The following is a 22,525-nucleotide window of genomic DNA, read 5'->3' as shown; positions in this document are numbered from 1 at the left end:
GCATAACAAGTAAAGGAATTGATAAAAATTGAACTTAGAGATAAATCAAAGTTATAAGCAATACACGGGAAGAAAAAAGATTATAATTTCACTTGTCATATTGTTAATCATAGTATTTTCTATATTTTCAATATGTGCTGGTTCTTCAAATATTAAACCTTATCAGGTTATAATGGCTGTTTTAGGAAAGGGAACCGAGCTTTCTAATGTTGTAATTTGGAATATACGTCTTCCAAGAGTTTTGGCTGCAATTATAGCAGGTGCAGGATTATCTGTTGCAGGCTGTGTAATGCAGAGTAATTTAAGAAATCCCTTAGCGTCACCATCAACTTCAGGAATATCTAGTGCAGCGGCTTTTGGTGCCAATCTTGCTATTATAGTATTTGGAGCAGGAAGTATAAAAAGCAGTAGTGCAGATGCAGTTCTTATAAATAATCCATATATAGTTACTATTTGTGCCTTTGGATTTTCAATGGTAGCAACTTTTATTATTTTAATGATAGCAACACTTAGATCTCTTTCTTCGGAGGCTGTGCTTCTTGCAGGTGTAGCTATAGGATCACTTTTTTCAGCAGGAATTACACTTATTCAATACTTTGCACAAGACGTGCAGGTAGCTGCAGTTGTCTTTTGGACCTTTGGAGATCTTGGACGCGCTTCTTGGAGAGAAGTAATTATAATGGCAATTCTTATTATAACTTCGACGATTTATTTTATAATAAGGCAGTGGGATTATAATGCTATGGATAGCGGAGAAGAAGCGGCAAAAAGCCTTGGCGTAAATGTAGAAAGAGTGAGGTTCGGAGGATTGTTTGTTTCTTCCTTAATTACTGCTGCTGCAGTTTCATTTCTTGGTATTATTGGATTTATAGGACTTATAGGTCCTCAGATAATGAGAAGACTTATTGGAGGGGATCATCGTTTTTTAATTCCATCCTCTGCCCTTATGGGATCGCTTTTGCTTCTTGTTTCGGATACTCTTGCAAGAACTATAGTGTCACCAGTAGTACTTCCAGTAGGATCTATTACCTCATTTCTTGGTGCACCTATGTTTTTATATTTGCTTATGAGGGGGTATAAGAGAAAATGATTTTATCAGTAAAGGGATTAAGCTTTAAATATCCAAGCAGATCTATTCTAAAAGATATTAATTTTTCTGTAGAAAAGGGAGAATGTCTTGCAATTTTAGGTACAAATGGTGCCGGTAAATCTACGCTTCTTAAATGCATAAATAAAATATTAAAAGTACAAGCTGGTACTGTGGTAGTTGGAAAAGATGAAGTTTTCAAGCTTAATCCTGTAAAGCTTGCTCAAAAGATAGGTTATGTTGCACAACAGCAGGTTAGTATGAGAACTACTGTTTTTGATTCGGTACTTCTGGGAAGAAAGCCTTATATTAAGTGGAATATTACAGAAAAGGATATTGAAATAGCTAATAATGCTATTAAAATGCTTGGACTTGAAGAGTACTCTTTAAGATATTTGGATGAGCTGAGTGGTGGAGAATTGCAGAAGGTTGTAATTGCAAGGGCACTTGCACAGGAGCCTAATGTACTTCTTTTAGATGAACCTACAAGTAATTTGGACTTAAAAAATCAACTTGAAGTTATAAGGATAATAAGGGAGATAGTTAAAAGTCAGCAAATTGCTGCAATAATGATAGTACATGATTTGAACCTTGCAATAAGATTTGCTGATAAATTTGTTCTTTTAAAGGATGAAAATATTTTTGCTGTGGGTGGACCTGAAGTAATGACTTCTGAAAATATTGAAAGTGTTTATTCTGTTCCAGTAGCAATTGAGAGATGTAGAAACAATCTTGTGGTTGTGCCATTATAGAGTATTAATGCAGGATATATATAATTGAATTAGGAGGAAATAATTGTGCGTAGAAAGTTTTCAAGCTTGTTGCTTGTAATGATATTTACAACGATATTTTTACTTGGAGGTTGTGCGTCTAAAACTGCTGAAACCACCGTTTCAAAATTTGAAAAGATAACTGTAAAGGATTTACTAGGAAGGGAAATTACTTTGAATTCAAAGGCAAGTAAAGTTGTAGCTATTGGACCTGGAGCCTTGAGGCTTTATTGCTATGTAAATGGTTCTAAAAATTTAGCTGGTGTTGAACAGATAGAGAAAGGTAGTCCTATAGGTAAGCCGTATATGATGATAAATCCGGATATTTCAAAGCTTACAACTATTGGTTCCGGAGGACCCAATAATGCAGCAGATCCTGAAAAAATACTTTCCGTTAAGCCAGATGTAATTTTTACTACTTATTCTATTGATAAGGCTTCTGCTGATGAGTTACAATCAAAAACTAATATACCTGTTGTAGTGCTAAGCTATGGAAAAGAATCTACTTTTGATTCTGATGTAAATATTTCTCTAGAAATTATAGGTAAAATCACTGGCAGCGAAAGCAGAGCACAGGAAGTAGTTAATTATATAAAAAATTGTAAAAATGACCTAGATAAGAGAACTAAAGATATTGCCGAAAATGAAAAACCAAGTACATATGCTGGAGCAGTTAGTATGAAGGGTTCTCATGGTATTGAAAGTACTCAAGGAAACTATTCTTTGTTTAAGGCTGTACATGCAAAAAATGTAGTGGATGAGACAGGAAAGACAGGATCTATTATGATAGATAAGGAAAAATTACTCAAATGGAATCCAGATAAGATATTTATAGATGAGGGAGGACTACAGGTAGTACAAGAGGATTATAAGAAGAATCCAAGTTACTATAATAATCTTTCAGCAGTTAAAAATGGAGAATTATATTCACAAATGCCGTATAATTTCTATACTACAAATATTGAAACTGCTATGGCAGATGCTTATTATCTTGGCAAGGTTCTTTATCCTGAAAAATTTAAGGATGTTGATCCAGAGAAAAAAGCTGATGAAATATATAAAACTCTTCTTGGAAAAGAACTTTATTCAGAAATGGCAAAAAATTTTGGTGGATTTAAAAAGATAACGCTGAAATAATTTATTAATGTTGTTTATTACTCAGGCATGATGAAAGGAAATGCCTGAGTAAATTTTTTTATAAAATAAAAATTGATATATAATTAGCATATGCTATAATGATATTGTGTAAAGAAAGTTAAAAATTATGGAGGCAAAATAAATGATTACTCAGAAAATGACATTGTTGGATGTGGTTGAGAAGTATCCTAAAACAGAGGATGTTTTTCATCAATATGATACAGTCTCAGGGGAATGCGTGTTATGTAATAACTTATTTGATTCAATTGAAAATGTTGCAGAAAAGTATAAACTTAACCTTGATGAACTGCTAAGTAAATTAAATTATGTATGAAGGTAACGAATGTAAACTATTAGTAGACAATGAGGGGAGGTGGACAACATATATTCAAAAAAAGTATTGGAGCATTTTAGAAATCCACAAAATGCTCATCGGATGTTAGATGCTAATGGTGAAAGTACAGTTGGAGATCCATCCTGTGGAGACTCCTTGAGAATGTTTATAAAAGTAGAAAATAGTGTTATCAAAAAAATCAGTTACCTTGTATTTGGCTGTTGTGCAGCGGTTGCAACTTCTAGCATAACATCTGTGCTTGCAAAAGGGAAAACACTTGAAGAAGCATTAAAGATTAAAGAACAAGATGTTATTGATGCTCTGGATGGACTACCAGAAGAAAAGAAGCATTGTTCAAATCTAGGAGTAAGTGCTTTGAAACTGGCAATTCAAGATTATGAGGAAAAAAGAACAAAAACTAAAATACAAAAGATACAAATGTGCATATCTAAACATTATTATTTTATTAAGGACAAGATAGTAAATTACATGATGTACCGCTTATATAAAAGGTGATTCTGAAAATTTTTGGTAAAAATTTACAAGACAATTGATACAATATAATTTATGATGGAGCTGATAAAATGAAGAATGAACTTATAGGAATCGTAACAGAGGCAAGAGGAGAGTTGGCTTTAGTAAGACCTGTTAGTCATACTAGTTGTGATAGTGCCTATTGCTGTCAAGGTGAAGGTGTTTCAAAGTCAGTAATTGAAGTGAAAAATGAGGTCAATGCAAATGTAGGAGATAAAGTGATCTTTGAAGCAAAGGAAGTAGGCATGATAAGAGTTGCATTTATAGTTTTTATTTTGCCTCTAGTGCTTGCAGTTTTAGGTGCTGTTGCAGGCTGGCATATTTCAGGAACGTTAGGAATAAATTCACAAATAACTGCTATATTCTGTGGAATAATATTTTTTATTATTTCATTAATAATTATTAAATTTTATGAAAAATATGTATCAGAGAACTCTAGATTAAAACCTATAATTATAAGAAAAATTTAAGGCTATCTTTCGTTAATGAAGCGAAAAAGAAGATTATTTTATGTATACTAATAATTTATATCTTTGAATAAATGAATATAAAAATACAAAGAAAGTGCATTTCTAAAACAGGAGATAGCACTTTTCTTTATATAAAATAAGTTTACCTTTTTTATATTTTTGGCATTTGACAATAATATAAAATAATAGTAAAATTAAATTGGCAAATGCTAATAATCAATTTAACGTAGGAGATGATTTTATGGCAGAGTGCAGCACATGCCCATCAAGTGAAGGATGTTCAAAAGATAAGGAAAATTGTATGATTGAAAACAATCCACTAAACAATGTGAAAAAAATTATAGGTGTTGTGAGTGGAAAAGGAGGGGTAGGTAAATCTTCGATTTCTGTTCTTATTGCCAAACATTTAAAACAGTTAGGATATAGTGTAGGAGTTTTAGATGCTGATATAACAGGACCGAGTGTGCCAAGACTTCTTGGATTAAAGGGTAAGAAAGCTGAAGTTATTGAACAAGGAATTTTACCTGTTGAAAATTTTGACGGCATAAAAGTTATGTCATTAAATTTTCTAACTGAGAAAGAAGATGATCCTGTAATTTGGAGAGGTCCGATAATTTCAGGTGCAGTTAAGCAGTTTTGGACAGATGTTCTTTGGGAAGAACTTGATTATCTAATAATCGATATGCCTCCAGGAACCGGTGATGTTGCGTTAACAGTGATGCAGTCTATTCCAATAAACGGAATAGTAATGGTATCTGTACCACAGGATCTTGTTTCTATGATAGTTTCAAAGGCTGTAAATATGGCAAGAAAGATGAATATTAATATTTTAGGTGTCATTGAAAATATGAGCTATATAACTTGTCCTGATTGTGGTAAAAAAATAAAGCTTTTTAATGGAGAAAATACAAATAAGTTTTTAGAAGAAATGAATCTAAAACTATTAGGAGAGCTTCCTATGCTAAATAGCATAAGTAATTTAAGTGATTACTGGTATGAAAGTGTAAATGAAAGTCTTGAATTAATTTTTAATCCTATAGTAACAAATATAATAGAGGGTTTGGAGGGATAGCAATGAAAATAGCAATTTCAGCAACAGGAAAAAATCTTGACGATTTGCTTGATATGAGATTTGGAAGATGTGAGTATTTCCAACTACATGATACTGAAAGTGAAGAGATTAAAGTTTTAGAAAATAAAGGTCAGAATTCCAGTGGGGGAGCAGGTATTGCTGCATCGAATCAATTAGTAGATGAAAAAGTAGATGTAATTATTACAGGAAATCTTGGGCCTAATGCTTTTGAAATAGTTGAAAAATCTGGAATTAAAGCATATAAGTGTGCAAATATAGCTATAAGTTTAGTGCTTGAAAAATATAAAAATGATGAGCTCGAAGAAATAAAAGTGTCTGGGCCTGTGCATCATGGAGGAAGTCACTAGATTGGAGATGATTATATAGTGAACATAGCAGTACTTAGTGGAAAAGGTGGCACGGGCAAAACTACAGTGTCAACTAATCTAGCTCTTGCACTAAAAGCAAATTATATTGATTGCGATGTAGAAGAACCAAATGGCTTTCTATTCTTAAAACCAGATATAAGTACAGAGGAAAAAGTTATGGTTGAATATCCTATTATAGATGATAATAGTTGTACTTCTTGTGGAGCTTGTGTAAACGTATGTCAATTTAATTCCCTTGCAAAAGTTAAGGATGATATTATGCTTTTTCAAAAGCTATGTCATGGCTGTGGGGCTTGTGAAATTGTATGTAAATATGAAGCTGTAACTTATGATAAAAGAGAGATAGGTAAAATTGAAAAAGGTACAGCTAGAGAGATAAACTGCAGCAGAGGTGTTTTAAATATAAGTGAGCCTATGGCAGTACCTATTATTAAAGAATTACTTAAAAACTTGTCAGGTGAAATAAATTTAATTGATTGTCCACCTGGGACTTCTTGCAATGTAGTAAATGCTTTAAAATATGCAGATGGGGCAATACTTGTTACGGAGCCTTCCGAGTTTGGGCTTCACGATTTGAAAATGGCAGTAGAACTTGTAAGAATGTATAATATACCTTTTGGTATAGTTATAAATAAAGATGATGAAAAAGAAAACATTATAAAACAATATTGTAGAGAAGAAAATATAGATCTAATAGGTACGATTCCTTATAGTAAAGCTACAGCAGTACTCTATTCTAAAGGAGAAATACTATATGATGATTTACATCATAAAATTCTATTCGATAACCTTTCAAAAGAAACAAAGGGGGTGCTAGCTTGGAGTTAGTAGTTTTAAGCGGAAAAGGTGGAACAGGAAAAACTACTATTGCAACAGCATTATCTGAACTTGCCAAAGATGTAATAAGAATAGATTGCGATGTAGATGCCCCCAATCTTTATTTGTTTTACAAAGGTAAAGATATTGAAAAGGGTGAATTCATAGGTGGTAAAAAAGCAGTAATAAATGAAGAGACTTGCAGTGAGTGTGGAAAGTGTCAAGATATTTGCAAATTTAATGCTATAAAAAATTTTATTGTAGATCCATTTGTTTGCGAGGGATGTGGAGTATGCACATTAGTATGTCCAGAAAATGCTGTAGAGTTAAAGGATGAAAAGACTGCAGATACATTTATAACAAAGCTTGATAAAGGAATAATTTCAAGGGCGGAAATGGAGATAGGTGGTGATGGATCAGGAAAATTAATAAGTCATTTAAGAAAAAATGGCAAAAGATTTAATAAGAATGAGAAATTAACTATAATAGATGGTTCACCAGGTATTGGATGTGCCGTAATATCTTCAATAACAGGATCAAATTCAGTGTTAGTTGTTACAGAGCCTACAAAATCAGGTCTTGAAGATTTAATGAGAGTAGTAAGTTTATGTGAACACTTTGGAGTCTTTACCATGGTTTGTGTAAATAAGTATGATATAAATGAAGACGTGACAAAAGAAATAGAAAAATTTATTAGTGAAAAAGAATTAGTTTTAGTTGGAAAAATTCCGTATGATGATACTGTAATGAAATCTATAAACGAGTTAAAACCTATAACTTTTTATAAAGAGAGTATAGCAGAAAAAGCTATTGAAAACATGTGGAGTAACATGGAAATGTGCATGTATTAAATATGGATAAAATAAATTTATTAAATCAAAATAAAGGGAGGAATTTTAAATGAAAATAGCAGTTGCAAGCGAAGGAAAATATGTAAGTGGACATTTTGGACATTGTGAAGGATTTACAATATATGAAGTAGGAGAAGATAAATCATTAAATAGCAATTTTACTCCAAATCCAGGACATAGGCCTGGGTATCTTCCAGTATTTTTAAAGGAGTTAGATGTAAATGTTATTATTGCAGGTGGTATGGGTGAAACAGCACAACAACTATTTAGTGAGAATGGAATAGAAGTAGTAGTTGGCGCTCAAGGTTTATGTGATGATATGGCACAAAAATATATAAATGGTGAATTGAAATCAACTGGTAGTGTTTGTAGAGAACATGAGCATGAAGGACATTGTAATGAATAATTGTATTTAAATGTTTTAATTATAGTAATATAATTATAAGCAGGGCAAATGTGTTTGTCCTGCTTGTGGTTTTTAAAAGATTATGTGTGAAAAAATTTTTGGCTTTTATATAAAACTATGAAAAATAGTGAATTAGGAGTTAAAACTTATGTTTTCGGAGGATTATACTGATATTATAATGGATCATTTTATGTGTCCAAGAAATGTAGGAATAATAAAGGAGATAAATGGAGAAGGCATAAGTGGAGACCCAGAATGTGTTGATTCTTTAAGGATATATATTAATGTGAAAAATAATTTAATAGAGGATATTAGTATTAGAAAGGAGATTTTTATGGGAAAAGTAGTTTCGTTAAATATTAGTGAAAAAAGAGGAGTTGAAAAGATTCAAGTTTTTTCTATTAATGCAATTGAAGGATTTGGTATCGAAGGCGATGGTCATGCGGGAGCTTGGGATAGACAGGTGAGTGTTTTTCCTATAGAAGCTTTGGAAAAGGTTCCTTATGATAAAATTGAAGAAGTTAAAAATGGGGGCTTTACTGAAAACATTACTATAGAAGGTGTTTCTTTTGATGAACTCAATGTTGGATCTGTAATTCAAATTGGAGAGGCTATGATAAAGATAGTATATATAGGGAAAGAGGAATACAAGGAACATGGAAGACCTTACATAGTTAGTAGAGAAGGTAGATTTGGTACAGTAATTAAAAGTGGTAAAATAAATATAGGTGATTTAGTAGAAGCAATAAAAATATAAGTGAATTGAGGGAGAAATATGAATATTGGAGTGGTATCGGAAGGTAAAAGTTTGGATAGTCAGGTGTCTGAAAAATTTGAAAAATGTGTGTGCTTATTAATTGTTAATATGAATGATTTAAGTATTACAGCTATTAATAACGATGAATCATCAGGAGAAAATCTTACTAACGAGATATTAAAGTATGACTGTGAAGCAGTAATTTTAGGAAATATAGACAAGAGAGCATTTGACATTTTAGCAGATGCTTGTGTAACAAGATATTATGGTGTCGGACACTCAGTTAAAAAAGCTCTGGAATTAATGAAGAAAGGATCATTAAAATTAATTAAAAATCATGATGGAACAAATGATTGCAGTGGTCATCATCATTAGTTATAGAATATAAAATAACTAGAAAAATGTGTAAAAATTATATTTTTCTGATAGCTACTATAAAAATAAATTATATAAATGAAATTCCTATGAACAGTGTTAATTTTTACAACACTGTTCGTTTATTGTACGACTTTATTTGAAAACCACATATTTACATAAAGTGCATAATTATTATAAAATTTTTATTGAAACTATAGATAGCAAGAATATAGATTTAATCTCAGAATATATATGTTTTTGTTAATTTATATAGATTTCTTTATGATTTAATACGGTATAAAAGTTATTAATTAATAGTCATGAATAAATTATTGCTGGTGCAAAATAAACAGTTAAAAAAATTCTAAATAAGGGGAGGTAAGAAGATTTGAAATGTGAAATTTGCGAAAGAGGTTGTATAATTTCTCAAAATGGTATAGGTGCATGTGGCCTATATGAAAATAACGGTAAAGAAATAGTAGAGAAATTTCCTAATAAATATCTTATTGCATGCCCCATATCAATAGAAACTATGCCTATGCTACATTTTTATTCAGGACAAAAATTTTTACAAATTAGTACAGTAGGGTGTAATTTTAATTGTCCAGGCTGTGTTTCTACAGTGATAGTAAAAGAAATGAATTCTAAGAGTAAGGCTTTAAAGGAACTAACTCCAGAAGAAGTGATAAATGAGGCTAAAAGGAATAACTGCATTGGTATTGCTTTTTTGATGAATGATCCAATTGCATCCTTTCAAACATTTATTAAAGTTTCAGAGGTTGCTAAAACCAATGGTTTACTTGTAGGCTGCTCTTCAAATACATATTTTACTGAAGTTTCTCTAAATAAAATTGCCAAGTATTTAGATTTTATAAATATAGGTTTTAAAGGAATGTCTGATGATACTTATTTCAAATGCGGTGGGAGTACAGTTAAGCCTGTAATAAGAAATATGAAGATATTACATGAAAAAGGAGTACATATAGAAGTATCATGCATGTACAGTAATAGTAATAAAGAAGAAGTACTTGAGCTTGCTAAAAATATAGGAGAAATATCCGCAGATATACCACTGCAAATTATGAGATTCATTCCTCTAGAAGGAGCTGATTGTTCTTTAGAGCCATCTATTAAGGAAGCAGAAGAACTTCAAAAACAATTAAGACAGCTTCTTAATTATGTGTATCTCTTTAATTCACCGGGAACAGATTTACTCAATACTTATTGTCCAAAATGTGGAGAGCTTATTTACAAAAGAGACTTTTATGGTCCTATGGGAGCCAAACTAAGACCTATTAAAGATTATGATTTTGCTAAAAAGGAGATTTGTTCAAGCTGTGGATTTAAATTAAGTAGTAAAGGTACTTTGGCAGAGATTAAGTATCAAGAAGGAGCTTTTCAAGGAGGATATCCATTTACTAGGGCTTTGGAGATGATAGAATCCATACTAATTACCATAGGTGTTAGTGATAAAAATAAAATAGTAAAGGTATGGGAAAGTGTGCTTTGTAATAAGCAACTGGAAAATCTACATGTTAATATTCAAAATTTAAATACTTATATTGAGAGTATAAGGAATTTTGGAAAAGTTATTAATTATGAAAATGAAGCGGAAGAATTAGCAAATTACTTAGAAGAAAAGCTTTCTTTAATACAAAAAGGATTGACTAGTGTTAAAGATAAACCTAGAGTATATTATGCTATGGGTAAAGCACTATTTTGTATTAAAGGGGAGAGGATGGAAAACCAATTAGTAGAAGCTGCTGGTGGAATTAGTGTAAGTAAAGAGTTGGATTGCAGTGGAAGGCCAGGCATGAAAATATCAGTTGAACAACTAAACAAATTGAATCCAGATGTCATTTTTATTTCAGCGTTTATATCTAATTCAGTTGAAGATTTTTATGATGAGTGTATTAAAGCTGAAATAGATGTTGGGGCAGTGAGAAATAAAAAAATATATGCTCATTTAGCACCAGGATGGGATTTTGGAAGTCCTAGATGGATATTAGGACTTATGTATATAGCTAATGTTCTACATCCTGATATATACAATTTTGATGTAGTAAAAGAAGCAAAAGAATTTTATGAAAAATTCTATAAAATAGAGTTTTCTTTAACAGATATAAATCGTTCTTTTGCTAAGCCAAGCAATAAGTGGAAGCTTAATGAATAGTAATCGTTATTAACAAAGTAAGTAAATAATAATTAAAGAAATTATTTAAACTAGGGGGATTTTTTTATGAATAGTGAAAAAGAAGCTTTGGAGTTTGATGAAATAGCAAGTAATGTATTTGGTCCTATTTATCCAGTTATAGCTTCTCAAATAAAAGAAAAAATGAATATAAAGGAAGGAACTTGCATTGATATAGGCTGTGGGGGTGGTCATCTTGGAGTTGAGATGACAAAGATAAGCAATTTGTTTACGTATTTATTGGATATATCACCTTATGCTTTAAAGGTTGCTGATAATAGAATCAAAAGTAATAATTTTGAACATAGGATGAAGACAATCCTTGGGGATGTTCTTAATATTCCATTTGAGAATGAGACAGTAGAACTTGCGATTAGTAGGGGCTCTGTATGGTTTTGGGAAGATCAAGTTAAAGCTTTTAAAGAAATATATAGAGTACTTTCAAAGGGAGGATGTGCATATATTGGTGGAGGATTTGGTAATGCGAAGATCAAAAAAGAAGTCTTTGAAAAAATGGAGGCAAGGGATGGAAACTGGGAAGAGAGAAGAAAAGGTTTTGTAAAAGACAACAATGCAGAAAAGTTTAATAAGATACTAACTGAAGCTGATATACCTTCTTATGAAATAATTGATGATGATACAGGCCTTTGGGCATGTATCAAAAAATAATTATTTAATGAATTAAAGAAAAGCATAGAGAAAAAATATAAGTACTGTTTAATTATTATTTATTATAAAAGGAGATGAGTTTTATGAAAATAAAAAAATTATTAAGTCTAGTTTTAGGTCTTTTATTAGTTTCTATTATGTTTATAGGATGTGGACAAAAGGCAGAAAACACCACTACTAAAAGCAATGATGAGAAAAAATCCCTACTTGTCTATTGTGGTGCAGGATTAAACAAGCCAATGGATGAAATAGGACAAAGCTTTGAAAAAAAATATGGCGTGAAAGTTGAATACACTTATGCCAATGCTTCAGATCTTATAGGTCAAATGGAGGTTTCTCATAAAGGAGATATTTGTGTGCTGCCTTCAGATGAAGATTATGAAACAGCAAATAAAAAAGGGTTAACTTCAGAAAAAAAGGATTTAGTTTATCATGTACCTGTAATTGCTGTTCCTAAAGGAAATCCAGCAGAAATTGCTAGCTTAAAGGATTTTTCTAAGCCAGGAGTTAAAGTTATTTTAGGAGATCCTAAGGCATCTCCTCTAGGAAAACTAGCAAATAAGTTATTTACAAAGGCTGGTATAGTAGAACAAGTTAATAAGAATGTTGTATCTACAGTTTCTACAGTAAATGAAATAGTAACATTTCTTTCTATGAAAAAAGGGGATGCATCTATTATTTGGGAAGACAATGCTATGAATGCAGCGAAAGATATAGATATAGTACAAATTCCTAAGGAACAAAATACAATTAAAGTAGTAGGTATAAGTACTTTAAAAAGCTCTAAAGATGGTGAATTAGCTAAAAAATTCATAGACTTTACTACTTCTGATGAGGCTAAGTCTATATTTGTTAAATATAATTTAAAGCCTATAAAGTAGAAGGTATTTAGTTTGAGTCAAATAATAACTTGAGAGGCTAATTGATGATGTTTAACAGAAATTACAAAGATATTCTTTTTAAGCTATTTATATCTATATTTGCAATAATATTTATAGCGCTTATAGTTTTCACTATGTGTGCAGTTATGCAAAGAGGTTTTCCTACTCTAATGGAAAGTTTAGGGGACAAAGAAATCCAATTTGCAATTAAATTGACTCTATATACATCAACTGTATCTACTATAATTTGTTTAATATTTTCTGTACCAATATCTTATGGATTAGCTAGATACAACTTTTTGGGAAAGAGAGTTATTAGCTCCATCATACAAATGCCTAATTCTATTCCACCGATTGCATCAGGAATTGCTTTGTTATTATTATTTAGCACAAAACAAATGGAGAGTATTGTAAGCAAATTGGGAATAGATCCGGTTTTTTCTGTAAAAGGGATTATATTAGCACATTTTTTTATTAATACTCCATATATGATAAGAATTTTGAAAACAACTTTTGAAGATATTAACCCTAAACTGGAATTTGTAGCTAGAACACTTGGGTATAGTAATTGGGGTTCATTTTTTAAAGTAACTCTTCCTTTAGCTAGAAATGGAATAATATCAGGAATTATAGTAACGTGGACAAATGCACTAGGAGAGTTTGGTACTGCACTTATGCTAGCAGGAGCTATTCGAATGAAAACAGAAACTTTGCCAGCAGCAATATTTTTAAATTTATCTGGTGGAAACTTAGATAAAGCTCTGTCAGCAGCCATTATATTGATAGTTATGTCTATAGTTTGCTTATTTATATTTGAATATCTAGGAAAAGGAAATATAAAAAATACTAAATAATATAGTGAAAAAGGAGTCGGAAGTATGCTTAGAGTAGAGCATATTAATAAAAAACTTGGTGATTTTAAACTTAAGGATATAAGTTTTGAAGTAAAAGAAGGAGAATATTTTGTAATACTCGGGCCCACAGGGACAGGAAAAACCATAATTTTAGAAACTATAGCTGGTGTGTATAGTCCTGATAGTGGCAGCATATACATAAATGATATAAATATAAGCAATCTTCCACCAGAACGTAGAAATATAGGATTTGTTTATCAAGATTATTTATTGTTTCCACACTTATCTGTTAGTGAAAATATTATTTTTGGGCTAAAGGCAAAAAAGATATCTAGATGGGATATGAAAGAAGCTTTAGAGGAGATAAGCACAATGCTCAATATAAAGCATTTGTTAAACAGAAATACAACAACCTTAAGTGGAGGCGAGCAGCAGCGAGTTGCTTTTGCAAGAGCTATTGTAACTTCTCCTAAAATACTATTGTTAGATGAAGTAAGCAGCGCATTAGACCCAAATACTAAAGAAGTTTTTCAGCGCAACTTAAAAAGCCTTCATAAAAAACTAAGGACTACAACTATTCATATAACTCATGATTTTAATGAAGCAATATATTTAGCAGACAGAATAGCAGTTATGAAAAATGGTGAGATATACCAGATAGGAACTGTTGATGAAATATTTAATCATCCTAAATCAGAGTTTGTAGCTGATTTTATAGGATATGATAGAGTTAAAATAAAAAAATGAAGGTTTAAAAGGCTGTCTCAAAATAAAATTTATATGCTATAAATTATTGAAGATTATCATAAGAAGAAGTAACATTTACAATACTTATTTAAAAATTTAAAAACGCCTTTAGGAAATTTGCAAAAATATGAATTTTCTAAAGGCATTTTACTTTTAAGTAATTGGCATTTGACAGTAATAAAAAGTTGGTGTAATATGTAATTAGCAAATGCTAATTATAATTAAGGGAGTAAAAGTAATGTCAAGTTGTAATTCATATTAAGGAGAGTTAGATGGATAATAATTTAATTTATTTTAAAAAAATAATTGAAAGTAAGGGTTATAAGTTCACAATACAAAAACAAAAGGTATTGAAAACTTTAATTGAATCCAGTATTCATTTAACTGCTGAAGAAATATATAAGAATGTAAAGAATTATTCCATTGGTCTTGCTACAGTTTATCGAAGTTTAAAAATGTTTAGCGAATTAAATATAATAAAAGAAATTAATATAAATGGTGTAAACTATTATGAAATGAAGATATTTAGCGGAAAACCTTTGCATATACATTTTAAGTGTGTTAAATGTAATAGCATAATGGATATAGATAATAAATCCTTAGATATAGAGTATTTAAGATTAAATAATAAAGTTGAAAAAGAAAATAATTTAATTGTATCTGATGCTAATATAATGTTAATTGGATTATGTACTAAATGCAGGGAGGATGAAAATGCCAAGACCAACTAAGTTTAGAAGAGTTGAGTTTTTCCCAGATGATAATTATTTTGTACCATGGGGAAAATCTAAATATGAAATTGAAGAAATAGTTTTAAAGGTAGAAGAGCTTGAGGCAATGAGGCTTAAGGATATAGAAGAATTAAATCAAGAAGAATGTGCTGATAAAATGAAAGTATCTCGCCAAACCTTTCAAAATATAATTGATACTGCTAGAAAAAAAGTCGCACTAGCACTAACTGAAGGAAAAGCTATAAGAATAAGCGGGGGATATTATACTACAAATCATTGTAAGTTTAAGTGTTTGGATTGTGGAGAAATTTATGAAATAAATTATGAGCAAGATAAATTAACTTGTCCTAATTGTGGATCTCAAAAAATAATGTGTGGTAAAAAAGCTGGATTTTGTAGACGGTGGTGTAACAGAGAAAAGTTGGCAATTATAAACAGAGAGGGTGAATTATGATGAAAAAATGTCATTCTGGAAGGAAATGAACATGAATGATATTGCTCCAGAATTATTTAAAGACACAGAAGAAACAATGAAAAGTTATGATTGATTTTTAAAATAAAAATAGAAGGTGTCAACTACAAGCTTTGTTGAACTACAATTTAGAAGAATATGATTTAGAACTAACCTATTTAAGTTGGGGCTGGTCTTACTATAAGTAAGGCACAGTCCTTTTTATTTTAAAGTGAAGTATACACATAGGGCTTGCTCCAATTTGATGAATGACAAATAGAAAATAGAATATTGTCAGCCAAATTTTGTTTATCTTATAAAAATACTAAATTACTCTAGATTTCCAAGTTTACTAAATAAAATGATTTAATATATAAACTGTAAGGATAACATCAGGAGATTCCAGGGAATGCTACAGTTAAACGGATCTATGTTATAAATAGTGGTTTTAATTTATAAAAATAAAGAAAACACTTTAATGATATAAACAAACAACGGCCGATAGGGGTGAATTAAGAAAATATGAGAAATAGAACAAAGTTAATTTTTTTAAATAACGTAGATATAATTATTTTTTTTATACTAGTCACAGCAAAACTTTTTCATTATGCTAAAATTATATCTCCCTATACAATTCAATATAACTTAAAGCTTGCCATAATAGCTTCCATATTACCTATTATTTCAATTGCTTTCATTTTAACAAAGAGAAGGTTAGTTTTTCTATATATTGCGGATTTGATATTAAGTTCATTATTAGTGGTAGATATGATTTATTTTAAATACTATAAGGATATTATATCCATACGAGCAATTAGTAATAGTGTTTTACTTTCGGGAGTTACAGCAAGTGTAGAGCAATTGATTATGCCTTCTGATTTTATTTATTTAGTAGATGTAGCAATACTATTTCCACTTATAATTTTTAGAAAAAGAATACAGATAAAACACTATAGCTCTAATGTTAGAATCTCTCTATTTGCATTAGTGGTTGCTATAGGAATTATAATAGATGGCTTAAGCATAAGTAGTCTTAATAAACAACAGCCGTTACTATTAACAACTATGTCTAATAAGCTTTATATAGCTAACTCATTAGGTGTGTTAAATTATCATATGTTAGATTTATATAACTTTAGTTCCACTAGTATAAAAAATACAAAAATTAGTACACAGAGAATAGAAGAAATAAAAGCTTTTTTAAATAAGGAGCATATAAAAGTTTCAGAAAATCTAAGTGGAGAAGGATTAGGAAAAAATCTAATTGTTATTCAGGTAGAAGCACTTCAACAATTTGTAATTAATTCTGAGGTAAATGGAAACATAATAACCCCTAACTTAAATAGATGGATAAATAAAAGTCTTTACTTTGATAATTATTTTTACCAGGTAGCAGCAGGTACTACTTCTGATGCAGAATTTATGTCAATGAATTCATTATATCCAGCTGAGTCTGGAGCAGCTTACTATGTGTATGTAGGAGATACTTTAGAGTCTTCACCTAAGTTATTTAATAATAAAGGATACTATACTGCTGCTATGCACGGTTATGCAGAAGGCTTTTGGAACAGAGAATCTATGTATAAAACAGAAGGCTTTAAAAATTTTTATGGAGAACACAGCTATAATATTAATGAAACGGTAGGGCTTGGGCTTAGTGATAAATCCTTTTTAAATCAATCAATTGAAAAAATTAAAACTTTTAAACAGCCTTATTATACATTTCTTATAACATTAAGTAGTCATTTTCCTTTTAATGATACTAAAGGTTATGGGAATTTTGATGTAGGAAAATACGAAAACACTTTACTTGGAGATTACTTAAAAGGTATACATTATACTGATGAGCAACTAGGAAATTTTTTAGATAAACTTGAACAAGAAGGAATTATGAAAAATTCAATTGTAGTAGTATATGGTGATCATTATGCCATACCTAATACAGATGTAAGTCAATTGTATGAGTTTGAAAATGTAACTGAGCAAACAGACTTAACCTGGTATATGTATCAAAAAGTACCTATGTTTATACATTTTCCAAATGATAATCATAAAGGGGTAAATCATACTTATTCTGGTCAGATGGATTTATTACCAACTTTGGCCAATATGTTTAATCTTCCTATTAAATATACATTTGGTAAAGATATTATGAACACAAATACTCAATATATTCTTTTTAGAGAAGGTTCTTTCACTGATGGAAAAGTTTTTTATATATCATGGACTAATACTTACTATGATATAGCAACTGGTAAAACAATTGCTGAAACCTCAGAACTTAAAATGAAAAAGGAAGAAATCTTAAATGATTTAAGTTATTCTGATGATATTTTAAATCATAATCTGATTAAAAAATTTGAAGGTTCTAAGTAAGATTCAATCTAGCATTGGAAAGTATATTCGGTATATTCCTGCTTATAAAGCATCAAAGCTTAAACCAATTGATGTATTGAGATTTGAGTAAGATAAAATTTAATGATAAAGAGAAATATTAAAGTAATTATAAGAATTTGAGAATGTATTTAAATGAGATAAATGGGCTGGTGAACGAAATGTACCAGTCCTTTATGGCATTTATTGAAAAAATTAAGCTAGTATTTGACAATAACCTAAAAATGGAGTAATATTAAATTGGCAAATGCCAATATTTCTGAAGAACAAAAAGAAATGTTTGACTATCTAGGTAGTCACAGCGGCGAGGATGAGGATAAATTTGCCAATACCTTTTGTTGAGATATAAACTATTTTAATGGTATATTGAATTTATAACTTATCATTGGAGGGATTTTCATGAGTCAAAATCAATTTTATACTAACTTATTTGATAAATTTAAAAAACTAGTAGAAGATAATGGCCTATTGAATGAGGAAGTGAAAATAACAGGAAGAACCTTAACCGCAGAAGAAGCAATAGGAAATACCGAAAGAAAGGATTTTCCTATTATAAAAGGAAAAGAAAAATTACTTGAAGCAGACTTTAGGGGAGTAAAAGGTCAAGCATTTACAGATATGCCTAATAATTTTCAAGGGAATTTAAAACAAATAGTTGACATGCCGTTGAAAACAAATTTTGATACCGCTGTATATATTGCCACCTTAAATGCTGTGTGCAGATATTTAAAAATAACGGATAAAACAGTACATTGTAAAGATGGGGAACCAGAAAACTGTGCTTCAGAGTTAGTAGAATACATAAAAAACAAATATGGCAGTCCTAAAATTGCATTAATAGGATTTCAACCAGCGATGTTAGAGAATTTAGGTAAAAACTTTAAAGTTAGAATTGTGGATTTGGATGTTGGTAATATAGGAAAAATTAAATATAATGTAGTGGTTGAGGATGGAAGTAAACCAATTGATGATTTATTAGGATGGTGTGATATTGTGGTTGCTACGGGCAGTACTATAGCGAATAAAACGATAACTAACATTTTGGTAGATAAACCAACTATATTCTTTGGGACTACCCTTGCAGGAGCAGCAGCTTTAATGAAGCTTGAAAGATTTTGCCCTTGTTCAAAATAATAAAAAATTTTATGTTGAATATGAGCTGTTAAAAAGGGGGATGTCGCAACGTCCAACGCCGACACTTAACTCATACTCCGGGAGATATTTACATTCTTCCAGCAACATAAATACTTTTGATAAGCCTAAAACTCAGTATTTTGAAAATCTAAGAACCTTTGATAAACTCGTACCTCAAACATATCAAAGGTCCGAAGATTTTCTAAAATACTTCGCTAAGACTTATAACAAAACTATTTAATGTGCTATCCAGAATGTAAATACCTCCCTGCGTATGAGTTAAGTATCTGGTTTGGATATTTATTGCGACAGCCCCTTATTAATAGTTATGGGATAAACAAAAACTAGTCGTGACATTCATGTTCGTGACAGCAGTCACCAGAATCTACGAGTGATCCTTCAAGCCAACTATTAGCTACAGCTTTTATGTCTCCTGAACATCCGCGTACTACATCAATGCCAGAATTATTAAGTACTCTTACTGCACCTTCCCCCATATTACCTGCAAGCATAAGTTTGACATCCATTTCTGCAAGTATGCTTGCAATGTTTGATTTGCAACCACAGCCTGCTGGTGATGGAACAACTTGAGAATCAGTTATTTTTTTAGTAGCTGTATCAACTGTAAAAACAGTAAAATATTCACAATGTCCAAAATGGTCATCAATTCGATTTTCACGAGATGGTAGAGCAATTTTCATATTAATACCTTCTTTCTAAATTAGTTACTAGAGTGGCATTTTTAATACACATAAGTTATTGTCATATGCCCTTTATATATATATAATAAACTTATAAATGACACATGTCAATAAACATATAAGATTGAAATTAAAATGGTTCTATTTTACAGCTTATATCTATAGGTTTAGCATAATACACAGAAGTTGTTACAATGGAATCGATTCCAGTTTGAGCGTAATACTCAATATTATTTTCATTAATGCCTCCGGCAGCTAGTATAATAATTGAAGGGTTAACAGTTCTTAAAATGTCGACATTCTTTTTTAATATATCATAGGGAATTTTATCAAATTGAAGACCATCTACGCCATTTTTGCAAAGCAGTAGTGCATCTTCTAAATCTTCTACTTCTACTATTACTTTTTTTTCACAGACTTTAGATTTGGTTTTTCTAAGTATTTCAATTAATCCATTAATACCACCTAAAAAGTTTAAATGCTGCTTAAAAATTAATATAGTTTCTGATAAGCCTAACCTATGTGGAAAACCACCTCCTGCTATAACTGCTTTTATAGATAATTCCTTTGTTCCAGGAATATTTTTTCTTGTAGTAATGACAGAAATATTTGGATTTATATTATGAACCTTATCTACTAAAGTTTTGGTCTTTGTAGCAATACCTGAGCTGTAATCTAAAATATTTTGGGAAATTTTCCAAGCAGTATGTAAATTTTCAGCAGTTCCTTCACCTTCAAGAAAAATTTCATTTTTCTTTATTATGCTTCCTGAAGTACGGGTTTTTATTACATTTATATTTAGTTTGTTAAATATTTTTACAGCTTCTTCAATGCCACATAAAACAGCGTCCTCTCTAGAAAAGAATTTTATCTTACCTTTTCGTTCACCAATCTCTAAAACTAAAGTAGTTAAATCAATATAGGGAACATCTTCTTTAACAAATCTATCGATAGTTTCATCTGAAATGTACATTTATAATGACCTCCTAGGAATATCCATTTTAATCTGATAGATATATTATAAGAATTAATAAAAAGAATTGCAATATTTTTGGAGTTATTTTTGGCATTTGACGGTAATATTATATTGATGTAATATGTAATTATCAAATGCTAATTATAATCATAGACGAGGAGTGAAAATTATGTCAAGTTGTAATTCATGTCCATCAAATGATTCATGCAGCAAAGATAAAGAACAATGCATGATAGAAAATAATCCAATGAATAATATTAAAAATGTCATAGGTGTTATGAGTGGTAAAGGTGGAGTTGGAAAATCCACTATATCAGTTATGATTGCCAAACAATTAAGAAAGTTAGGATATAAGGTAGGAATTTTAGATGCTGATATAACAGGACCAAGTGTACCAAGATTGCTTGGACTTAAAGATAAAAAGGCAGAGGTTACTGAAGAGCTTATAGTTCCTATAGAAACAGAAGATAAAATAAAGGTTATGTCATTAAATTTATTAATTGAAGACGAAAATCAACCTGTAATATGGAGAGGTCCAGTGATTTCAGGAGCAGTTAAGCAATTTTGGACTGATGTACTTTGGGAAGATTTAGATTACTTAATAATTGATATGCCACCTGGAACAGGGGATGTGGCTTTAACTGTAATGCAGTCTATTCCTATTAATGGTCTTGTAATGGTATCTGTACCACAGGATTTAGTTTCAATGATTGTTTCAAAAGCTGTAAATATGGCGAAAAAAATGGATATTAGAGTTTTAGGTGTTGTAGAAAATATGAGCTACATAGTCTGTCCAGATTGCAATAAAAAGATAAAACTCTTTAACGGAGAAAATATAGATAAATTTTTAGGGGAAACTGATCTACAACTTCTTGGTGAGTTACCAATGGTAAGTACTATTTGCAATTTGTCAAATTATGGTTGCGAAAATTCAGATGAAAATTTAGATGAGTTATTTAAACCAATAGTAACAAATATTTTAAAAGAGTTAGAAGATACAAAATAAAAGAAAAGGTGCTAGTTTATTAATATAAAAATTATCAAGTTGGTTTTGCCGAAGTTTATAGAGATCTAAAAGTGCTTAATGAGCTAAATATGATAAAATAAATTAGTGTGAATGGTGTAAACTATTATGAAATGAAAATATTTAGTGAAAAACCCTTGTACATACATTTTAAATGTATAAAATGTAATAGTATAATATGTATATAGCAAATTTTTAAATTTAGGTTATTTGAAATTAAATTATAAAATTGCGAAAAAAACAATTTTATTATATTTGATGTTAATTATATTATGTGATAAATGCAGGGAGGATGAAAATGGCAAGACCAACTAAGTTTAGAAGAGTAGAGTTTTTTCCAGAGGATAATTATTTTGTGCCATGGGGAAAACCTAGATGTGAAATTGAAGAAATGATTTTAAAAGTAGAAGAACTTGAGGCAATGAGGCTTAAAGACATAGAAGAATTAAATCAAGAAGAGTGTGCAGAAAAAATGCAAGTATCCCGACAAACTTTTCAAAACATAATTGATAGTGCAAGAAAAAAAGTTGCAATGGCTTTAACAGAAGGAAAAGCCATAAGAATTAGCGGAGGATATTATACTACGAACCACTGCAAGTTCAAATGTATGGATTGCGGAGAGACTTATGAAATAAATTATGAGCAGGATAAATTCACTTGTCCTAATTGTGGTTCTCAAAGAGTAATGTGCAATAAAAAAGTTGGATTTTGTGGACGATGGTGCAATGGAGAAAATTTAACTTAAACTAGGTAAGGAATTTCAAGTGGCTCTATAGGATTCAAGACCAGAAA

At 30.4% G+C, this 22,525-nt stretch carries 25 protein-coding genes and 1 pseudogene; 24 read left to right on the top strand and 2 right to left on the bottom strand.

The window, feature by feature from the left end; genetic code table 11:
• Positions 1-28 precede the first annotated feature (28 nt).
• The 22 genes and pseudogenes from I6U48_RS14525 to I6U48_RS14420 all read left to right on the top strand — a co-directional run bounded on the left by I6U48_RS14525 (position 29) and on the right by I6U48_RS14420 (position 19,032).
• Complete coding sequence (locus I6U48_RS14525) at positions 29-1,090, top strand: FecCD family ABC transporter permease (protein WP_218321188.1); 1,062 nt, start codon at positions 29-31, stop codon at positions 1,088-1,090.
• Positions 1,087-1,839: an ABC transporter ATP-binding protein gene (locus I6U48_RS14520; protein ID WP_218321187.1), complete on the top strand. Its 753-nt coding sequence runs from the start codon at positions 1,087-1,089 to the stop codon at positions 1,837-1,839. Before I6U48_RS14525 ends, I6U48_RS14520 begins: the two co-directional genes overlap by 4 nt.
• 45 nt (positions 1,840-1,884) lie before the next feature.
• On the top strand, positions 1,885-2,994 hold the full coding sequence (locus tag I6U48_RS14515; protein ID WP_312891023.1) for an iron ABC transporter substrate-binding protein: 1,110 nt from the start codon (positions 1,885-1,887) through the stop codon (positions 2,992-2,994).
• Positions 2,995-3,136: 142 nt separating this feature from the next.
• On the top strand, positions 3,137-3,328 hold the full coding sequence (locus I6U48_RS14510; protein ID WP_218321186.1) for a hypothetical protein: 192 nt from the start codon (positions 3,137-3,139) through the stop codon (positions 3,326-3,328).
• Between the two features lie 48 nt (positions 3,329-3,376).
• Positions 3,377-3,739: pseudogene (locus I6U48_RS14505) on the top strand (iron-sulfur cluster assembly scaffold protein); the annotation flags it as partial.
• Between the two features lie 173 nt (positions 3,740-3,912).
• Positions 3,913-4,332 (top strand): SoxR reducing system RseC family protein, encoded by a 420-nt coding sequence (locus I6U48_RS14500; RefSeq protein ID WP_218321185.1) that lies wholly within the window; start codon positions 3,913-3,915, stop codon positions 4,330-4,332.
• Positions 4,333-4,573: 241 nt separating this feature from the next.
• Entirely contained in the window at positions 4,574-5,404 is an 831-nt protein-coding gene (locus tag I6U48_RS14495; protein ID WP_218321184.1) for an Mrp/NBP35 family ATP-binding protein, read from the top strand.
• Between the two features lie 2 nt (positions 5,405-5,406).
• Entirely contained in the window at positions 5,407-5,772 is a 366-nt protein-coding gene (locus I6U48_RS14490) for a NifB/NifX family molybdenum-iron cluster-binding protein (RefSeq protein WP_218321183.1), read from the top strand.
• A gap of 18 nt (positions 5,773-5,790) precedes the next feature.
• Positions 5,791-6,621 (top strand): ATP-binding protein, encoded by an 831-nt coding sequence (locus I6U48_RS14485; RefSeq protein WP_218321182.1) that lies wholly within the window; start codon positions 5,791-5,793, stop codon positions 6,619-6,621.
• The gene (locus I6U48_RS14480) at positions 6,612-7,460 is read left to right on the top strand and encodes an ATP-binding protein (RefSeq protein WP_218321181.1); all 849 of its coding nucleotides are present in this window, start codon (positions 6,612-6,614) and stop codon (positions 7,458-7,460) included. Before I6U48_RS14485 ends, I6U48_RS14480 begins: the two co-directional genes overlap by 10 nt.
• Positions 7,461-7,509: 49 nt before the next feature.
• A complete protein-coding gene (locus tag I6U48_RS14475) occupies positions 7,510-7,866 on the top strand; it encodes a NifB/NifX family molybdenum-iron cluster-binding protein (protein WP_218321180.1) in 357 nt (118 codons plus the stop codon).
• A gap of 148 nt (positions 7,867-8,014) precedes the next feature.
• The gene (locus I6U48_RS14470; RefSeq protein ID WP_218321179.1) at positions 8,015-8,623 is read left to right on the top strand and encodes an iron-sulfur cluster assembly scaffold protein; all 609 of its coding nucleotides are present in this window, start codon (positions 8,015-8,017) and stop codon (positions 8,621-8,623) included.
• A gap of 18 nt (positions 8,624-8,641) precedes the next feature.
• Positions 8,642-8,998 (top strand): NifB/NifX family molybdenum-iron cluster-binding protein, encoded by a 357-nt coding sequence (locus tag I6U48_RS14465; RefSeq protein WP_218321178.1) that lies wholly within the window; start codon positions 8,642-8,644, stop codon positions 8,996-8,998.
• Between the two features lie 370 nt (positions 8,999-9,368).
• On the top strand, positions 9,369-11,153 hold the full coding sequence (locus tag I6U48_RS14460; protein ID WP_218321177.1) for a radical SAM protein: 1,785 nt from the start codon (positions 9,369-9,371) through the stop codon (positions 11,151-11,153).
• 66 nt (positions 11,154-11,219) lie between these two features.
• The gene (locus I6U48_RS14455; protein ID WP_218321176.1) at positions 11,220-11,840 is read left to right on the top strand and encodes a class I SAM-dependent methyltransferase; all 621 of its coding nucleotides are present in this window, start codon (positions 11,220-11,222) and stop codon (positions 11,838-11,840) included.
• An 83-nt stretch (positions 11,841-11,923) separates the two neighbouring features.
• Positions 11,924-12,721 (top strand): molybdate ABC transporter substrate-binding protein, encoded by a 798-nt coding sequence (modA, locus tag I6U48_RS14450; RefSeq protein ID WP_218321175.1) that lies wholly within the window; start codon positions 11,924-11,926, stop codon positions 12,719-12,721.
• 44 nt (positions 12,722-12,765) lie between these two features.
• Entirely contained in the window at positions 12,766-13,575 is an 810-nt protein-coding gene (locus I6U48_RS14445; RefSeq protein ID WP_218321174.1) for an ABC transporter permease, read from the top strand.
• Between the two features lie 24 nt (positions 13,576-13,599).
• Positions 13,600-14,322, top strand: coding sequence for an ABC transporter ATP-binding protein (locus I6U48_RS14440; RefSeq protein WP_218321173.1), 723 nt, complete (start codon positions 13,600-13,602; stop codon positions 14,320-14,322).
• A 272-nt stretch (positions 14,323-14,594) separates the two neighbouring features.
• Positions 14,595-15,053: a Fur family transcriptional regulator gene (locus I6U48_RS14435; RefSeq protein WP_462677126.1), complete on the top strand. Its 459-nt coding sequence runs from the start codon at positions 14,595-14,597 to the stop codon at positions 15,051-15,053.
• Positions 15,037-15,507, top strand: a complete 471-nt coding sequence (locus tag I6U48_RS14430) for a DUF134 domain-containing protein (RefSeq protein ID WP_218321172.1) — start codon at positions 15,037-15,039, stop codon at positions 15,505-15,507. Before I6U48_RS14435 ends, I6U48_RS14430 begins: the two co-directional genes overlap by 17 nt.
• A 519-nt stretch (positions 15,508-16,026) precedes the next feature.
• Positions 16,027-17,880: an LTA synthase family protein gene (locus I6U48_RS14425; RefSeq protein WP_218321171.1), complete on the top strand. Its 1,854-nt coding sequence runs from the start codon at positions 16,027-16,029 to the stop codon at positions 17,878-17,880.
• Between the two features lie 417 nt (positions 17,881-18,297).
• Complete coding sequence (locus tag I6U48_RS14420) at positions 18,298-19,032, top strand: Rossmann-like domain-containing protein (RefSeq protein ID WP_218321170.1); 735 nt, start codon at positions 18,298-18,300, stop codon at positions 19,030-19,032.
• A gap of 344 nt (positions 19,033-19,376) precedes the next feature.
• Here the strand turns inward: I6U48_RS14420 and I6U48_RS14415 are convergent, their stop codons facing one another.
• Entirely contained in the window at positions 19,377-19,733 is a 357-nt protein-coding gene (locus I6U48_RS14415) for a NifB/NifX family molybdenum-iron cluster-binding protein (protein WP_218321169.1), read from the bottom strand.
• Positions 19,734-19,863: 130 nt separating this feature from the next.
• On the bottom strand, positions 19,864-20,706 hold the full coding sequence (modD, locus tag I6U48_RS14410; RefSeq protein ID WP_218321168.1) for a ModD protein: 843 nt from the start codon (positions 20,704-20,706) through the stop codon (positions 19,864-19,866).
• Positions 20,707-20,878: 172 nt separating this feature from the next.
• On the opposite strand from modD, the gene I6U48_RS14405 reads away from it, so the two are divergent.
• Positions 20,879-21,715, top strand: a complete 837-nt coding sequence (locus I6U48_RS14405; RefSeq protein ID WP_218321167.1) for an Mrp/NBP35 family ATP-binding protein — start codon at positions 20,879-20,881, stop codon at positions 21,713-21,715.
• A gap of 316 nt (positions 21,716-22,031) precedes the next feature.
• Positions 22,032-22,478, top strand: a complete 447-nt coding sequence (locus I6U48_RS14400) for a DUF134 domain-containing protein (RefSeq protein ID WP_218321166.1) — start codon at positions 22,032-22,034, stop codon at positions 22,476-22,478.
• Positions 22,479-22,525 lie beyond the last annotated feature (47 nt).

Origin of the sequence: Clostridium thailandense, from assembly GCF_019207025.1 — a bacterium.
Lineage (GTDB): Bacteria > Bacillota > Clostridia > Clostridiales > Clostridiaceae > Clostridium_AM > Clostridium_AM thailandense.
Note: the sequence above shows the minus strand (reverse complement) of the source record. Positions and strands in the feature narration are given on the sequence as shown.

Bases quoted from the DNA above. Each gene is read 5' to 3' on its own strand.
- I6U48_RS14440 (WP_218321173.1), top strand. From the start codon at position 13,600: ATGCTTAGAGTAGAGCATATTAATAAAAAACTTGGTGATTTTAAACTT.
- I6U48_RS14435 (WP_462677126.1), top strand. From the start codon at position 14,595: ATGGATAATAATTTAATTTATTTTAAAAAAATAATTGAAAGTAAGGGT.
- I6U48_RS14490 (WP_218321183.1), top strand. From the start codon at position 5,407: ATGAAAATAGCAATTTCAGCAACAGGAAAAAATCTTGACGATTTGCTT.
- I6U48_RS14495 (WP_218321184.1), top strand. From the start codon at position 4,574: ATGGCAGAGTGCAGCACATGCCCATCAAGTGAAGGATGTTCAAAAGAT.
- I6U48_RS14500 (WP_218321185.1), top strand. From the start codon at position 3,913: ATGAAGAATGAACTTATAGGAATCGTAACAGAGGCAAGAGGAGAGTTG.
- I6U48_RS14445 (WP_218321174.1), top strand. From the start codon at position 12,766: ATGATGTTTAACAGAAATTACAAAGATATTCTTTTTAAGCTATTTATA.
- I6U48_RS14470 (WP_218321179.1), top strand. From the start codon at position 8,015: ATGTTTTCGGAGGATTATACTGATATTATAATGGATCATTTTATGTGT.
- modA (WP_218321175.1), top strand. From the start codon at position 11,924: ATGAAAATAAAAAAATTATTAAGTCTAGTTTTAGGTCTTTTATTAGTT.
- I6U48_RS14520 (WP_218321187.1), top strand. From the start codon at position 1,087: ATGATTTTATCAGTAAAGGGATTAAGCTTTAAATATCCAAGCAGATCT.
- I6U48_RS14475 (WP_218321180.1), top strand. From the start codon at position 7,510: ATGAAAATAGCAGTTGCAAGCGAAGGAAAATATGTAAGTGGACATTTT.
- I6U48_RS14430 (WP_218321172.1), top strand. From the start codon at position 15,037: ATGCCAAGACCAACTAAGTTTAGAAGAGTTGAGTTTTTCCCAGATGAT.
- modD (WP_218321168.1), bottom strand. From the start codon at position 20,706: ATGTACATTTCAGATGAAACTATCGATAGATTTGTTAAAGAAGATGTT.
- I6U48_RS14405 (WP_218321167.1), top strand. From the start codon at position 20,879: ATGTCAAGTTGTAATTCATGTCCATCAAATGATTCATGCAGCAAAGAT.
- I6U48_RS14510 (WP_218321186.1), top strand. From the start codon at position 3,137: ATGATTACTCAGAAAATGACATTGTTGGATGTGGTTGAGAAGTATCCT.
- I6U48_RS14420 (WP_218321170.1), top strand. From the start codon at position 18,298: ATGAGTCAAAATCAATTTTATACTAACTTATTTGATAAATTTAAAAAA.
- I6U48_RS14455 (WP_218321176.1), top strand. From the start codon at position 11,220: ATGAATAGTGAAAAAGAAGCTTTGGAGTTTGATGAAATAGCAAGTAAT.
- I6U48_RS14465 (WP_218321178.1), top strand. From the start codon at position 8,642: ATGAATATTGGAGTGGTATCGGAAGGTAAAAGTTTGGATAGTCAGGTG.
- I6U48_RS14400 (WP_218321166.1), top strand. From the start codon at position 22,032: ATGGCAAGACCAACTAAGTTTAGAAGAGTAGAGTTTTTTCCAGAGGAT.
- I6U48_RS14415 (WP_218321169.1), bottom strand. From the start codon at position 19,733: ATGAAAATTGCTCTACCATCTCGTGAAAATCGAATTGATGACCATTTT.
- I6U48_RS14425 (WP_218321171.1), top strand. From the start codon at position 16,027: ATGAGAAATAGAACAAAGTTAATTTTTTTAAATAACGTAGATATAATT.